15 protein-coding genes are annotated in these 13,760 nt (G+C 36.9%); 7 read left to right on the plus strand and 8 right to left on the minus strand.

The genetic code is table 11. The features are described from left to right. Positions 1–134: 134 nt before the first annotated feature. Together NLJ82_RS05895 and NLJ82_RS05900 are read right to left on the minus strand one after the other, a co-directional pair. Positions 135–338: a hypothetical protein gene (locus tag NLJ82_RS05895; protein WP_000412679.1), complete on the minus strand. Its 204-nt coding sequence runs from the start codon at positions 336–338 to the stop codon at positions 135–137. 307 nt (positions 339–645) lie between these two features. After that, a complete protein-coding gene (locus NLJ82_RS05900) occupies positions 646–831 on the minus strand; it encodes a hypothetical protein (RefSeq protein WP_000659564.1) in 186 nt (61 codons plus the stop codon). A 284-nt stretch (positions 832–1,115) separates the two neighbouring features. On the opposite strand from NLJ82_RS05900, the gene NLJ82_RS05905 reads away from it, so the two are divergent. The 7 genes from NLJ82_RS05905 to NLJ82_RS05935 all read left to right on the plus strand — a co-directional run bounded on the left by NLJ82_RS05905 (position 1,116) and on the right by NLJ82_RS05935 (position 11,680). Next, positions 1,116–1,697 (plus strand): competence protein ComK, encoded by a 582-nt coding sequence (locus NLJ82_RS05905; RefSeq protein ID WP_000444431.1) that lies wholly within the window; start codon positions 1,116–1,118, stop codon positions 1,695–1,697. Between the two features lie 212 nt (positions 1,698–1,909). Continuing rightward, positions 1,910–2,506 carry a DUF4306 domain-containing protein gene (locus tag NLJ82_RS05910; RefSeq protein ID WP_002027215.1) on the plus strand — a complete coding sequence of 199 codons (597 nt, stop codon included), beginning with the start codon at positions 1,910–1,912 and terminating at the stop codon, positions 2,504–2,506. A gap of 306 nt (positions 2,507–2,812) precedes the next feature. Then, positions 2,813–3,406 carry a TVP38/TMEM64 family protein gene (locus NLJ82_RS05915; protein ID WP_000347516.1) on the plus strand — a complete coding sequence of 198 codons (594 nt, stop codon included), beginning with the start codon at positions 2,813–2,815 and terminating at the stop codon, positions 3,404–3,406. Between the two features lie 56 nt (positions 3,407–3,462). Further along, positions 3,463–4,026, plus strand: coding sequence for a signal peptidase I (lepB, locus tag NLJ82_RS05920; protein ID WP_000751900.1), 564 nt, complete (start codon positions 3,463–3,465; stop codon positions 4,024–4,026). A 116-nt stretch (positions 4,027–4,142) separates the two neighbouring features. Further along, complete coding sequence (addB, locus tag NLJ82_RS05925; protein WP_000058550.1) at positions 4,143–7,658, plus strand: helicase-exonuclease AddAB subunit AddB; 3,516 nt, start codon at positions 4,143–4,145, stop codon at positions 7,656–7,658. After that, positions 7,655–11,380 carry a helicase-exonuclease AddAB subunit AddA gene (gene addA, locus NLJ82_RS05930; protein ID WP_000572276.1) on the plus strand — a complete coding sequence of 1,242 codons (3,726 nt, stop codon included), beginning with the start codon at positions 7,655–7,657 and terminating at the stop codon, positions 11,378–11,380. The genes addB and addA overlap by 4 nt, the downstream gene beginning before the upstream one ends. Positions 11,381–11,392: 12 nt before the next feature. Continuing rightward, positions 11,393–11,680 carry an RNA polymerase alpha subunit C-terminal domain-containing protein gene (locus NLJ82_RS05935; RefSeq protein WP_000179956.1) on the plus strand — a complete coding sequence of 96 codons (288 nt, stop codon included), beginning with the start codon at positions 11,393–11,395 and terminating at the stop codon, positions 11,678–11,680. 32 nt (positions 11,681–11,712) lie between these two features. On the opposite strand, the gene gerPF is transcribed toward NLJ82_RS05935, so the two are convergent. The 6 genes from gerPF to gerPA form a co-directional block, all read right to left on the minus strand. Further along, positions 11,713–11,928 (minus strand): spore germination protein GerPF, encoded by a 216-nt coding sequence (gene gerPF, locus NLJ82_RS05940; RefSeq protein WP_001141566.1) that lies wholly within the window; start codon positions 11,926–11,928, stop codon positions 11,713–11,715. Between the two features lie 42 nt (positions 11,929–11,970). Next, positions 11,971–12,357, minus strand: coding sequence for a spore germination protein GerPE (locus NLJ82_RS05945; protein WP_000902334.1), 387 nt, complete (start codon positions 12,355–12,357; stop codon positions 11,971–11,973). 15 nt (positions 12,358–12,372) lie between these two features. Continuing rightward, the gene (gene gerPD / locus NLJ82_RS05950) at positions 12,373–12,567 is read right to left on the minus strand and encodes a spore germination protein GerPD (protein WP_001052802.1); all 195 of its coding nucleotides are present in this window, start codon (positions 12,565–12,567) and stop codon (positions 12,373–12,375) included. A gap of 6 nt (positions 12,568–12,573) precedes the next feature. Then, positions 12,574–13,188 carry a spore germination protein GerPC gene (gene gerPC / locus NLJ82_RS05955; protein ID WP_001070747.1) on the minus strand — a complete coding sequence of 205 codons (615 nt, stop codon included), beginning with the start codon at positions 13,186–13,188 and terminating at the stop codon, positions 12,574–12,576. A 67-nt stretch (positions 13,189–13,255) separates the two neighbouring features. Further along, positions 13,256–13,462 carry a spore germination protein GerPB gene (gene gerPB / locus NLJ82_RS05960; RefSeq protein WP_001012508.1) on the minus strand — a complete coding sequence of 69 codons (207 nt, stop codon included), beginning with the start codon at positions 13,460–13,462 and terminating at the stop codon, positions 13,256–13,258. 14 nt (positions 13,463–13,476) lie between these two features. Beyond that, positions 13,477–13,698, minus strand: a complete 222-nt coding sequence (gerPA, locus tag NLJ82_RS05965) for a spore germination protein GerPA (protein ID WP_001111188.1) — start codon at positions 13,696–13,698, stop codon at positions 13,477–13,479. Positions 13,699–13,760 lie beyond the last annotated feature (62 nt).

Genomic DNA, 13,760 nt, shown 5'->3' on the forward strand with positions numbered 1-13,760 from the left:
TTTCCCAGAGCCTGTTTTTATATCTAAATCTCTTTTTCTATGTTACAACGGGTGAAAAATTATCTGGAATGCGTATTAGTTTCTGTAGAAGAATTAGTTCAGCAAGAGCATTTGCTGCGTATGATAGTAAATAACTATAAATTTGTATTCTCTGTTGAAATAGGGAAATCTTTTCCAGATAGACCTTGAGTAACATCTTTTTTGTTAGTATTGTTGTTAGAATTTTGTTCGTCTTGAGATGATGTTTCTAACATTTGTTCTTGCTCCTTACTAGGGGTATTCAGAGCATCTGATGGGACGCTATTAATCTGTTGGCTTAATAGACTTTTTTTCTCCATATTATACAGCTCCTTTTTGGAATTAGATAAAAAACGAATGTAATCATAAATAATCACTTACATATTTTGTGTTTTGAAGTGGAATTATATACAAAACTTATATTGCAGATTTAACGAGTTAAAAAGTTGCTAGTGATTTATAAAGGTGAAGTTCTTAATGAAAATGGGTAACACGTACAAGTACTTTTTAACGTAGTGGATAATTTTTTATATGTAATAATATTAGAAAATAAAGGGGATACAGGGACACTCGGAAGAAAATATGAATATGAAGAAGAGTAAAAGGCTTTCCAAAATAGAAAGCCTTTTACTCTTCTTTTTCAACTTTTTTCTTCGCGCTTTTCTTACATTCAGAGCATTTCGATTTACGAAAAGGCTTTGCAAAAAATAATAGAATGAAAAATAAAGCGAATATAATGCTAGCTGGGTTGTTCACGATCACAATGCTGCTATTTTTCATGTGAATCGTTGGTTGCATTTCTTTTTCTTTCATAGTGGACCTCCATATATTGGATTTTTATTTTAATTATAGCAAAGTTAATTGTCTTAATGATGCGAAATGAGGAAGTAGTTGTAAATATTTATAGGTAGTATAAATAGATTTTGTATAGGTTTATTATTATAAAAATAATATATTTTTATTTTATAATTTAAAAGGTATTTGACAAATAATAAAGTATTGTAAAAAAGCGGAATCTGTAAGCCATTTCCTTTTCATAGATGCTAAAATTATACATGCAGCTGCTAATATAAATAGAAAAAAGGAGATAGTGGAATATGGAAAGTAAAGTAGAACGCTACGTCGAAAACTATGTTGTAAATAAAAATACAATGGCCTTACTTCCTGTAATTCTCAGTGAAAAGAAAATTGTTACGCGAGTTGTTGAAGTGCAAGACTCTTTTTTCGTATTTCAAAAACCTCTAGATATTATAGAAAGAAGTTGTCGCAAGCATGGTTCTAGTTTCTTAGGCAGAAAAGAAGGAACGAAAGAGTTAACTCACATTACACATAAAGCACCAATTGCAATTAGTCCGACCGATCAACTTTATTTTTTCCCTACCTATTCGTATTCTAGAAAAGAGTGCGCGTGGTTATCTCATTTTTATATTGAAAGCAATAAAGAATTAAAAGATGGAAACCTTATTATCCGATTTATAAATGGTTTTGCTGTGAAGTTAGAGATATCGAAAACTAGTTTTGAAAATCAACAAAATCGTACTGCGAAATTGCGAACGGAGTATGAAGATCGTAGGAAAAAACAAGGGAATCCTTGCTTTAAAGAGGTTGATCAAAGGGATGAATCAACATTAAGACCAGCTTATGAGAGAGTGTATGTTGTTAGAGAAGAGGATGTGTGAGAGGAAAAGGATGAGGTGACTCATCCTTTTTGATTTCATTATATATACAGTTTACGTTGTAAGATTTATAAACAAAATGAGAGAATGTAAAAACTTTTGTTCTCGAAGGGTTCAAGATAATATATAATTACAATATAATGGAAAAATTATACATATTTACTATAGTGTGAACATACAGTATATTTTTTCATTCTGTATAAAAAGGAGATGGTATGTTGAAAAGGAACCTGTTATTTTGGGCGCAATATATTCTTGCTTTGCCTATATTTTTTCTTACATTTGTGTTTACTAGTTTCACTGGTAGTCAGTTGATGATAGTCGCTGATAAACGATATTTTGTTTTCACACCTCAAAATACGACAGATTATAGTCAAATTAGTGAAATTGATAAATTGCTATTTGCTTTTTCAATTCAACCGTTTGTCACTATAGTATGTTTTCTGTCAATCGTGTATGTACTGACACTTATTGTCTTTCAAATTATTGAATGTAAGAAGAAAAGAAAGATATTACATAGCCTGCAATATATGATTCTTATACCAATTTTTCTTTATTTGTGGTTAGGAACGATGGAATTTTCCGCAGTTAATTTAACGTGGATAGATAACTGGAAAGATTATCTTATCTTCACTCCTGCAACTATAACGAATGAAGAAGATATATATATGATTGATAAATTTTTATACAAATTTCGAATGATACCTATTCGGAGTACATTATTAATACTATCTTTCTTACATATGTTAATACTTATCGTGATTGACAGTGTACGCTTGCTAAAAAAATTGCTTGTAAGAACTAGCCATTAGAGGATTGTTTGAAGGTAAAATAATCATCCGTCGCTACCTATATGAAAAAGACTAATTATTACTTTTTGCATTTTCTTCTTTCTCATAAAATATAACCATTAAGCTATAATCGGCGCATGTTATTTAAAATAACTTCACGTCCTGTCGAATATTGATAGATTATCATAGCATAATAATGAAGGAATTCTCATGAAAGATATGGAAACTTAATAATTACATCTCCATATGTCGTATCTACCATTTCCTCTTTCATATAGGCAATGATACAGTAGAGGTAGTACTTAGAGTAAAGGGGTAAAGTGTAGAATGGATTTTCAGACAATCAAAGAGTATTTTTCACCAGAAAATATGGATCATATCGTTGAAAGCTATAAAGCGTTCGGACCACTTCTTGGTATTGGGTTACCGATGATAGAGGCGCTAATTCCAGCATTGCCACTTATCGTATTTGTACTGGCGAATGCTGTTGCATTTGGATTTTGGCTCGGTTTTCTTTATTCTTGGCTTGGATCAGTAATGGGTGCCTTACTTGTCTTTTTCATAATCCGCCATTTTGGCCGAAGTCGTTTCTTTTCTTTTGTAAATAAGCATGAGAAAGTACGAAAGGCAATGGGGTGGATTGAAAGGAAAGGGTTCGCACCGATTTTCGTCATATTTTGTTTTCCGTTTACACCATCTGCGCTTATAAATGTTGTTGCTGGTCTATCTCGCATTAGTGTAAAACAGTTTGGCCTTGCGCTCGCGTTCGGAAAGCTTGTGATGATTTTTATTTTAACGTATATCGGTCATGATTTAATGTCATTTATTCATAATCCGGTGAAATCAGTCATTGTAGCAATTGGTATTTTTATTTTATGGTATGTCGGTAAGAAAATCGAAGTAAAGTTAGAACTACATTAAGAATAGTCTTCTTTGTAAAGGAAAGCTTCATTATTAAAGGATAAGGGGAGAAGCGGATGAAGAAAACTTTGAAAAAAGAAGGCATAGAGTGGATACGAACAATTTTAATTGGTGTATTATTAGCTGTATTTTTTCGAACGTTTTTCTTTTCAACGTACGTTGTAGAGGGGAAATCAATGATGCCGACATTGCAAGATGGCAATATGCTCGTTGTAAATAAGGTGAGTTATCAAGTGGGGGACTTGAATAGGTTTGATGTTGTTGTGTTTCATGCGAATAAAAAAGAGGACTACGTAAAACGAATTATCGGTTTACCTGGGGATCATATTGAATATAAGCATGATAAACTATATATAAACGGACAATTCGTAGATGAACCTTATCTAGAGAAATATAAGAAAGAGATAAATGGACGACAACTAACAGGTGACTTTACGCTAGAAGAGTTAACGAAGGAAAAAACGGTGCCGCCTGGATATATTTTTGTAGTAGGTGATAACCGCCTCGGGAGCTGGGATAGTAGACATTTTGGTTTTGTAAAAGCTGATACAGTTGTCGGTAAAGTTGATTTACGATATTGGCCAATTCAAGAGGTGCAAACGAATTTTTCAAAAGGTTGATATAATAGGTAGAAGTATAGAAAAAGACAAACTACTCCGTTTGTCTTTTTTCGTGTCCTATAATACAATTATAGTAGCAAACTAACGTTCGTTATGTAAGTGAAAGGTGGGGTTACATGTCACTTCGATTTGTGATTGGTAGAGCGGGAAGTGGAAAAAGTACACTTTGTTTACACGAAGTGCAAGAAGAGTTAAAACAGCGCCCAAGAGGGGAAACAATATTATATCTTGTGCCAGAACAGATGACATTCCAAACGCAGCAGGCGTTAATTGGTAGTGAAGATGTTAGAGGTTCTATTCGGGCACAAGTTTTTAGTTTTTCACGATTAGCGTGGAAAGTATTGCAAGAAGTTGGCGGAGCGAGTCGTCTTCACATTGATGAAGCGGGCGTACATATGTTACTTCGTAAAATTGTAGAGTCTCGTAAAGATGGATTATCGGTATTCCAAAAAGCAGCGGAGCAAAATGGTTTCTTTGAACATCTTGGCAGTATGATTGCGGAGTTTAAACGATATAACGTGACGCCATCAAACGTATATGAAATGTGGCAACAATTAGATGCACATAGTAGCAGTGCTGAACAAAAGCTATTAGCGAATAAAGTGTATGATTTACAGTTATTATATGATGATTTTGAACGTGCTTTAATCGGAAAGTACTTAGATTCAGAAGACTATCTGCAATTGCTAGTGGAAAAGCTTCCGCAGTCTGAATATGTAAAGGGAGCTGAAATTTATATAGATGGCTTCCATTCATTTTCACCGCAAGAACTAGAAATTGTAAGACAGCTTATGATTTGCGGTGCGAGAGTGACAATTACATTAACGATAGATGAAAAAACGTTAGCGCAGCCAGTAAATGAACTAGATTTATTTTATGAAACGACGTTAACGTATGAAAAAATAAAACAAGTAGCGCGTGAAGAGAAAATAGAAATTGAAAAAACGATTCCGCTTATGGAACAACCGCGTTTTCATTCTCCAGCATTAGCGCATTTAGAAGCTCATTATGAAGCGCGTCCGAATGAGAAATTTAACGGGGAAGCAAGTGTAACGATTCATACAGCCGCGAATTTACGAGCTGAAGTAGAAGGCGTTGCTCGTGAAATTCGTAGACTTGTGGCAGATGAAAACTATCGTTACCGGGATATTGCGGTTCTTCTTCGTAACGGGGAAAGTTATTACGATGTAATGCGGACTCTATTTACAGATTATAATATCCCGCACTTCATCGATGAAAAACGCCCGATGTCACACCATCCGTTAGTAGAATGTATTCGTTCTGCACTCGAGATTATTAGCGGGAATTGGCGTTATGATGCAGTATTTCGCTGCGTGAAAACAGAGCTTTTATATCCATTAGACGTAAGAAAAGAAACGATGCGCGAAGAGATGGATGAGTTTGAAAACTACTGTTTAGCGTACGGTGTACAAGGGAAAAGATGGACTTCTGAAGATCCGTGGATGTATCGCCGCTATCGTTCTCTTGACGATACGGACGGGATGATTACAGACAGTGAACGTGAAATGGAAGAGAAAATAAATCGATTGCGTGGCGTTGTAAGAACGCCTGTTATTCGTATGCAAAAAAGACTGAAGCGTGCGGGAACGGTTATGCAAATGTGCGAAGCTGTTTACTTGTTTTTAGAAGAGCTTGACGTTCCGAAAAAATTAGAAGCATTACGTATTCGTGCAGAAGAGAGCGGAGATTTCTTATTTGCGACAGATCATGAACAAGTATGGGAAGAAGTAATGAGTCTTCTTGATACGTTCGTTGAGATGCTTGGCGAAGAAAAAATGTCACTTTCTATGTTCACAGACGTTATGTCGACAGGTCTTGAGGCGCTTCAATTCGCAAACATTCCGCCGTCATTAGACCAAGTGTTAATTGCGAATATTGATCGTTCTAGATTATCAAATGTGAAAGCAACATTCGTCATTGGAGTGAATGAAGGTGTGATTCCAGCAGCACCGATGGATGAAGGTATGCTTTCTGATGAAGAAAGAGATGTTCTTAGCGCTGCAGGTATTGAACTCGCACCAACGACGAGACAAACTTTATTAGAAGAACAGTTTGTTATGTACCAAATGGTAACGAGAGCAACTGAGAAATTATACATTTCATGCCCGCTTGCAGATGAGGAAGGAAAGACGTTACTTGCTTCTAGCTTTATTAAGAAAATAAAAAGAATGTTCCCTGATGTGAAAGATACATTTATTACGAACGACGTAAATGATTTATCACGTTCGGAACAAATTTCATATGTAGCAACACCAGAAGTAACGTTGTCATATGTTATGCAGCAACTTCAAACGTGGAAGCGATATGGATTTGAAGGCAACTTAGACTTTTGGTGGGATGTATATAATTTCTACGTTACTTCAGATGAATGGAAGCAAAAAAGTAGCCGCGTATTATCAAGCTTATTCTACCGAAATCGTGCGCAAAAGCTAAGTACAGCTGTAAGTAGAGATTTATACGGAGATAAAATAAAAGGAAGCGTTTCTCGTATGGAATTATTTAACCGTTGTGCGTACGCTCATTTTGCGCAGCACGGTTTATCATTAAGAGAGCGTGATATTTTCAAACTTGATGCGCCAGATATCGGAGAGCTCTTCCATGCAGCGCTGAAGAGAATTGCAGATAGGCTATTACGTGAAAACCGTACTTGGGCGGATTTATCAATAAAAGAGTGTGAGCATCTTTCTGCTGTAGTAATAGAAGAGATTGCACCGTTATTACAAAGACAAATTTTATTAAGTTCAAACCGTCACTTCTATTTAAAACAAAAACTACAACAAATCATTTTCCGTACGTCAATCATTCTTCGTGAACATGCGAAGTCTAGCGGTTTCGTACCAGTTGATCTAGAAGTGCCATTTGGTATGGGCGGTACAGGATCACTTCCGCCAATGGAATTCTCGTTACCTAATGGTGTGAAGATGGAAGTAGTTGGACGTATTGACCGTGTTGATAAGGCAGAAGATGAAAACGGAACATTCCTACGTATTATTGACTATAAATCAAGCTCAAAAGCGTTAGACTTAACGGAAGTGTATTACGGATTAGCACTTCAAATGTTAACGTATTTAGATGTTGTTACTTCAAATGCGCATACGTGGATGAAAAAAGGCGGCACGGCATCACCAGCTGGTGTATTGTATTTCCACATTCATAACCCAATTGTGGAGGTAAAAGGTGACGCATCTGAAGCAGAAATTGAAAAGGAAATTTTAAAGAAATTCAAAATGAAAGGTCTCGTACTAGGAGATGCTGACGTTGTTCGTTTAATGGATAACAAACTTTCAACAGGAAGCTCTGATATTATTTCTGCTGGTCTGAAAAAAGACGGTAGTTTTAGTGCGCGTTCAAGTATTGCCAGTGAACAAGAGTTTAACGTCCTGCAAAAATACGTACACCATACGTTTGAAAATATCGGGAAAGACATTACAGAAGGCGTTATTGATATTGCTCCTTACAAAAAGGGGAATAAAGCGGCATGTACGTTCTGTAACTTCAAATCTGTTTGTCAGTTTGATGAATCACTTGAAGATAACCAATTCCGTACGCTAAAAGATATGAAAGATAGCGAAGCGATGGAGAAAATTAGAGAGGAGGTTGGCGGAGAATGATAGAAAATTGGCCTAAAAAACCAGAAGGTAGTCAGTGGACAGATGACCAGTGGAAAGCGGTTGTAGCGAACGGACGTGATATTTTAGTCGCGGCAGCAGCAGGATCAGGGAAAACAGCAGTATTAGTTGAACGTATTATTAAAAAGATTATTAATGAAGAAAACCCAGTCGATGTCGACCGCCTGCTCGTTGTAACATTTACGAATGCAGCGGCGCAAGAGATGAAAAACAGAATTGGGGAAGCGTTAGAAAAAGTATTAATTGATGAGCCGGGCTCTCAGCACATTAGAAAGCAGCTGAGCTTATTAAATAAAGCTTCCATTTCAACGATCCATTCATTTTGTTTACAAGTCATTAGAGGATATTATTACATGCTTGATGTTGATCCTCGTTTCCGCATTGCGAATCAAACCGAAAATGAATTGTTAAAAGAAGAAGTGCTAGATGACATATTAGAAGAAGAGTATGGGATAGAAGATAATACGATATTCTTTGAACTCGTTGATCGTTATACGAGTGACCGTAGTGACGATGATTTACAACGTATGATTTTAGCGCTTCATACAGAATCAAGAGCGCATCCAAATCCGGAAAAATGGCTCGATAAATTAGTAGAAGCATATGACGTCGAAGGAAAGACAATTGAAGATTTAGTGTACGCCTCTTACTTATTAGAAGATGTGAAATTCCAGCTTGAAACAGCGGAACAGCATATTCGGAAAGCAACGGAACTCGCAATGCTTCCTGACGGTCCAGCGCCTCGCGTTGAAACCCTGCAAGCAGATTTAGCTTTACTTGGAACGTTATCATCAGCTGCTCGTGAGTCATGGACAAGCGTATATGAAGCGATGCAAAACGTATCGTGGCAAACGTTAAAGCGTATTAAGAAAAGCGATTATAACGAGGATGTTGTGAAACAAGTAGACTCTCTTCGTAATAAAGCGAAAGATGAAGTAAAGAAATTACAAGAAGAGCTATTTAGTCGCAAACCTGAAAGTTTCTTACGAGATTTTCAAGATATGCATCCTGTATTAGAAAAACTCGTACAGCTTGTAAAAGTATTTACAGAGCGTTTCCAAGCGATGAAGCGAGATAAAGGAATGGTCGATTTCACAGATTTAGAGCATTTCTGTTTACAAATTTTAAGCGAACAAAGTGAAGAAGGTGAAATGAAGCCATCAGCTGTAGCACTTCAATATCGTAATAAATTTGCTGAAGTATTAGTCGATGAATATCAAGATACGAACTTCGTACAAGAATCGATTATTAAATTCGTAACGAAAGATTCTGAGAGTGAAGGAAACTTGTTTATGGTTGGTGACGTGAAGCAGTCGATTTATCGTTTCCGACTAGCAGAACCAGGATTATTCTTAGGAAAGTATAAACGCTTCACGCAAGAAGGGTTAGGCGGCGGAATGAAAATTGACTTAGCGAAAAACTTCCGTAGTCGTCATGAAGTGTTAGCGGGTACAAACTTTATCTTCAAACAAATTATGGGCGAAGAAGTTGGGGAAATTGATTACGATGCTGACGCTGAATTAAAGCTAGGTGCTAGTTATCCAGAAGGTGAAGATGTAGCAGCTGAACTATTGTGCATTCAGCAAACAGAAGAAGAAGTAATAGACGGTGAAGAAGGTGCGGAAGTAGAAAAAGCACAGCTTGAAGCACGTCTTATGGCGCAGCGCATTAAAGCGATGGTTGATTCAGGTTATGAAGTGTATGATCGTAAAACGGATAGTATGCGCCCTGTACAATACCGCGACTTCGTTATTTTACTTCGCTCCATGCCGTGGGCACCGCAAATTATGGAAGAGTTAAAATTGCAAGGAATTCCAGTATACGCTGATCTTGCGACTGGTTACTTTGAAGCGACAGAAGTAAATATTATGATGAACGTATTCCGCGTTATTGATAATCCGATGCAAGATATTCCGCTTGCAGCAGTACTTCGTTCCCCAATCGTTGGATTAAATGATGAAGAACTTGCAACGCTTCGTGCTCATGGGAAGAAAGGATCGTTTTATGAAGTAATGAGCTCATTTTTAAAAGGGGCACCGCTTGAAGAAGAAAAAGAACTACATGATAAATTAGAGTGGTTCTATAACTTATTACAAGGATGGCGTGAATTTGCGCGCCAACAGTCTCTTTCTGATTTAATTTGGAAAGTGTACGGTGAGACAGGTTATTATGACTTTGTCGGTGGTTTACCAGCTGGAAAGCAAAGGCAAGCAAACTTGCGTGTACTATATGACCGCGCAAGACAATATGAAGCAACATCGTTTAGAGGACTATTCCGCTTCTTACGCTTTATTGAGCGTATTTTAGAACGCGGTGATGATATGGGTACGGCGAGAGCTTTAGGTGAACAAGAAGATGTCGTTCGCATTATGACAATTCATAAAAGTAAAGGACTTGAGTTTCCAGTCGTATTTGTCGCTGGACTTGGTCGTCGCTTTAATACACAAGACTTAATGAAGCGTTTCTTACTGCATAAAGACTTCGGTTTTGGTTCGCAATTTATCGATCCTCGTAAACGAATTAAATATACGACATTATCACAACTTGCAATTAAGCGTAAAATGAAAATGGAATTAATTGCGGAAGAAATGCGCGTCTTATACGTAGCGTTAACACGTGCAAAAGAGAAGTTAATTTTAATTGGAACAGTTAAGGATGCAACTAAGGAAATGGAAAAATGGCTGGATGCGAGAGAGCATAGTGAATGGTTATTACCAGATCATATACGTGCCGGAGCGTCTTGCTACTTAGACTGGATTGCACCTTCCTTATATAGACACCGTGATAGTGAAATACTTCTTGAATTAGGACAAGGAAGTGTTCCAGATGAAATTTATGGGTATGACACTAGCTGGAAAGTAGAAGTTGTTGACGGTAACACGTTACTCGCGCCAGAACCGGTTCAAGAAGAGAAACAAGAATTGTTAGAAGCACTTCGTGAGAAAAAGGCCGTTCCATTAGAGAGTGAACGGAAAGAAGAGGTGTACGATAGATTAATGTGGAAGTACGGATATGAGGAAGCGACATCTCATCGTGCGAAGCAATCTGTTACAGAAATAAAGAGAAATTATCAATCTGAAGAAGGTAGCGATAATGCCTTTATTAAAAAATTACGTGCACCAATTAGGACACGTCCTCGTTTTATGGAGAAAAAGGGATTAACATATGCAGAGCGCGGAACAGCAGTACATGCCGTTATGCAGCATGTTGATTTGAAGAAGCCGATTACAGAAGAAGTGATTCGGGAGCAAATTGCTGGAATGGTAAATAAAGAATTATTAACATTCGAGCAGGCGGAAGAAATTGCGATTGAAAAAGTAATTTCATTCTTTGATAGTGACCTAGGTAAAAGGGTATTAGCGGCGAAAAGTGTTGAGCGTGAAGTACCATTTACGATGATGCTTGCAGCAGAAGAAGCGTATCAAGATTGGCAAGGGCAGAGCGGGGAATCCATTCTTGTCCAAGGGGTTATCGACTGCATGATTGAAGAGGAAGATGGCATTACGTTAATCGACTTCAAAACAGATACGATTGAAGGGAAATTCCCAGGTGGATTCGAACAAGCGAAACCAATTTTAGAAGAGCGATATAAAGTGCAGCTTTCGTTATATGCAAAAGCGCTCGAGAAAAGCTTACAACATCCTGTGAAAGAGAAATGTTTATACTTCTTTGATGGTAATCATGTTGTAAAAATCGAAGAATAGAGGAACTTGAAAATGGCAACGGAAAAAACGTTAAGAACGTGTGAAAAAGGTCATGAATACTACAAAAGTAGCGATTGTCCAACTTGCCCAACTTGTGAGAAAGAAAAGAAACCACAAACAGGATTTCTTTCACTTCTTTCATCACCAGCACGAAATGCGCTAGAGCAGCATGGAATTCATACTATAGAAGAACTTTCAAAGTATAGTGAAAAAGAAATTTTAAAGCTACATGGTATGGGACCAGCATCTTTGCCAAAGCTTAGAAAGGCTTTGGAGGAGAGCGGGTTATCATTTAAATAAAAGAAAAAGTAGGAGATATTCTCCTACTTTTTTTACGCTGTTCCAATCTGGTCTTGATCCGCCACATCAGAATCAAACGTATTTGTTGCACTAACACCGTTAAAAGTATTCACGACAAATCCAACATTGGAAGCTCCGGATCCATTATAAGCTTTCGTATTTTCTTTCGGAGACACGTTATAAAAATCCCCTAAATTGAAAGAACCATTACTGTTTTGCACGACGAGATTTCCAACAACAGAAGGCATACCATCCACCTACTTTACTAAGCTTTTTAATTACTATATGAATTATTGTGCGGAAGGTTCATCCGTAATATATTGGCGAATTTGCATAATACGAGAGTTATTAAAAACATAATCAACATTTCCAATTTGAAATCCACCAGAGTTTAAAAGTGTGCGCAATTCAACGTTATTCACTTCAATAAAAGGACATTCATTTATAATGTTTAATTTTACATCTGTCGTTCGTTTTGGGATTGTGATGTATTCATCTGTAAAGATTTCAAATGCATCTAAGCGGCCTTCGTCTTTTATATAACAAGGGAATTCCCGGTGGACGGCAAGAGCTCGACTTTTTAATTCCATTTGATTGGCATCTCCAACTTGAAATACGGCAGCAATTCCTAACGAAACAATAGAAACATTTTGGACAATAGACACGTGATGTAACATAATTTCTCAGTCTCCTTAACCTGGAGTAGGAGGGACATCTGTTACTAATGGCACAAATGGACCCTCTGTAACAGTTTCAAACGGCGTATCAAGAATAGAAGATAGAATGAGGAAATTTGCATCCCCAATTAAAAAGAGTGCGGACGACGATACACCGTTCATTTTAATCTGTCCGACTTTGAACTCGCGGTTTACAACGTTAAGGTTCATACATACTTACTCCTTTCGGAAATTGCCCGGTATGTGTTGAATAAACGAAAGGAAGGCCTTGTCGATATCATGTTTCATAGCTTGAATAATGATATCTCGTAAATAATCTGGATCTGTTGAAATCCCTTCATGTGATTGTGCTTGTGATAAATAATAAGGAAGTCTATGCTCCATCTGTTTCTTTATGTCGTCAACCATCATTTGTCGATACATTTCATCGAGTGGCGTTCTCTCTTCTTGTTCAAAATGGAGAATTCGATTATATGCTTCTTCATCTAAGTAACGATGCATTTCCTGAAGGATACCTTGGTAAAAGTCTGGATTTGTGTCAGTTTCAGGATTGACCTTCAAAGTTTCCGTGTCAACTTGAAAATCCTCAATTTGTTGTCCTTTTGTTGAAAATGGATTTAATCCAATATTTAAAGTGCCATTTAAATTTTCTACTTTTAATTGATCGAATTTATATTCCACTTTTCCTATAGAAGAGGAGGGGCGACTTTTTAATTCATTAAGCTCTTCTTGTAATTGACGAACTTGATCTTCTAAGTTAAGAATGGTCGCTTGTTGTGCTTGAAGAGCTTGTTGAAGTTGGTGTAAGTAAGTATATATATCTTGATTCATTTGTGAAACCTCCTTTTCAATAGGGAGGGTAAATATATTCCTACTATATATTTATGACAAGGATGTCTTAAGAAGAACTAGTTGATGGTTTGATAGAAATAATTTGTCCTTTTGCCTGTAATGGGCGAAGGGGTTCTGTAAATCCGCCAGTATTTGAGAATTTAGATAGGGCTTTAATACTTCCGGCAGTACCAATTTGGAATACAGAAGAGGTTGTAATGCTATCAATTTTAATACTGTTAATGATGATGCTTTGGTTTACATAAAAATTCAATACAATCGCCCCCTTTAAGTTGAACCAATTATCGCTTGATCAACAACATCTGAATCATTAACAGTCGTTGCGCTTTGATAATTGTAGACAGAAACGTTATCTCCAACATTAAAAGAGCCGGCCCCAGCGAAAGCGCGTGAATAACTAATAGGCCTAATCGCAAATACATCTCCAATATGAAAAATACCACTTGATCCAATATTAACGATACGAATATGTCCGACCATAGCTGGCATACAAAACACCTTTCGTTTTTAAAATTTTCTTTTCTACTATTGTATGGGCGTTTTTAATAAAA

It is taken from the genome of Bacillus paranthracis, assembly GCF_024296885.1.
Taxonomy (GTDB): domain Bacteria; phylum Bacillota; class Bacilli; order Bacillales; family Bacillaceae_G; genus Bacillus_A; species Bacillus_A paranthracis.

Coding starts and splice junctions, on each gene's coding strand:
- NLJ82_RS05915 (WP_000347516.1), top strand. CDS start 2,813: ATGGATTTTCAGACAATCAAAGAGTATTTTTCACCAGAAAATATGGAT.
- NLJ82_RS05935 (WP_000179956.1), top strand. CDS start 11,393: ATGGCAACGGAAAAAACGTTAAGAACGTGTGAAAAAGGTCATGAATAC.
- NLJ82_RS05900 (WP_000659564.1), bottom strand. CDS start 831: ATGAAAGAAAAAGAAATGCAACCAACGATTCACATGAAAAATAGCAGC.
- gerPF (WP_001141566.1), bottom strand. CDS start 11,928: ATGCCTTCTGTTGTTGGAAATCTCGTCGTGCAAAACAGTAATGGTTCT.
- addA (WP_000572276.1), top strand. CDS start 7,655: ATGATAGAAAATTGGCCTAAAAAACCAGAAGGTAGTCAGTGGACAGAT.
- gerPA (WP_001111188.1), bottom strand. CDS start 13,698: ATGCCAGCTATGGTCGGACATATTCGTATCGTTAATATTGGATCAAGT.
- lepB (WP_000751900.1), top strand. CDS start 3,463: ATGAAGAAAACTTTGAAAAAAGAAGGCATAGAGTGGATACGAACAATT.
- NLJ82_RS05945 (WP_000902334.1), bottom strand. CDS start 12,357: ATGTTACATCACGTGTCTATTGTCCAAAATGTTTCTATTGTTTCGTTA.
- addB (WP_000058550.1), top strand. CDS start 4,143: ATGTCACTTCGATTTGTGATTGGTAGAGCGGGAAGTGGAAAAAGTACA.
- NLJ82_RS05910 (WP_002027215.1), top strand. CDS start 1,910: ATGTTGAAAAGGAACCTGTTATTTTGGGCGCAATATATTCTTGCTTTG.
- gerPC (WP_001070747.1), bottom strand. CDS start 13,188: ATGAATCAAGATATATATACTTACTTACACCAACTTCAACAAGCTCTT.
- NLJ82_RS05895 (WP_000412679.1), bottom strand. CDS start 338: ATGGAGAAAAAAAGTCTATTAAGCCAACAGATTAATAGCGTCCCATCA.
- gerPD (WP_001052802.1), bottom strand. CDS start 12,567: ATGAACCTTAACGTTGTAAACCGCGAGTTCAAAGTCGGACAGATTAAA.
- NLJ82_RS05905 (WP_000444431.1), top strand. CDS start 1,116: ATGGAAAGTAAAGTAGAACGCTACGTCGAAAACTATGTTGTAAATAAA.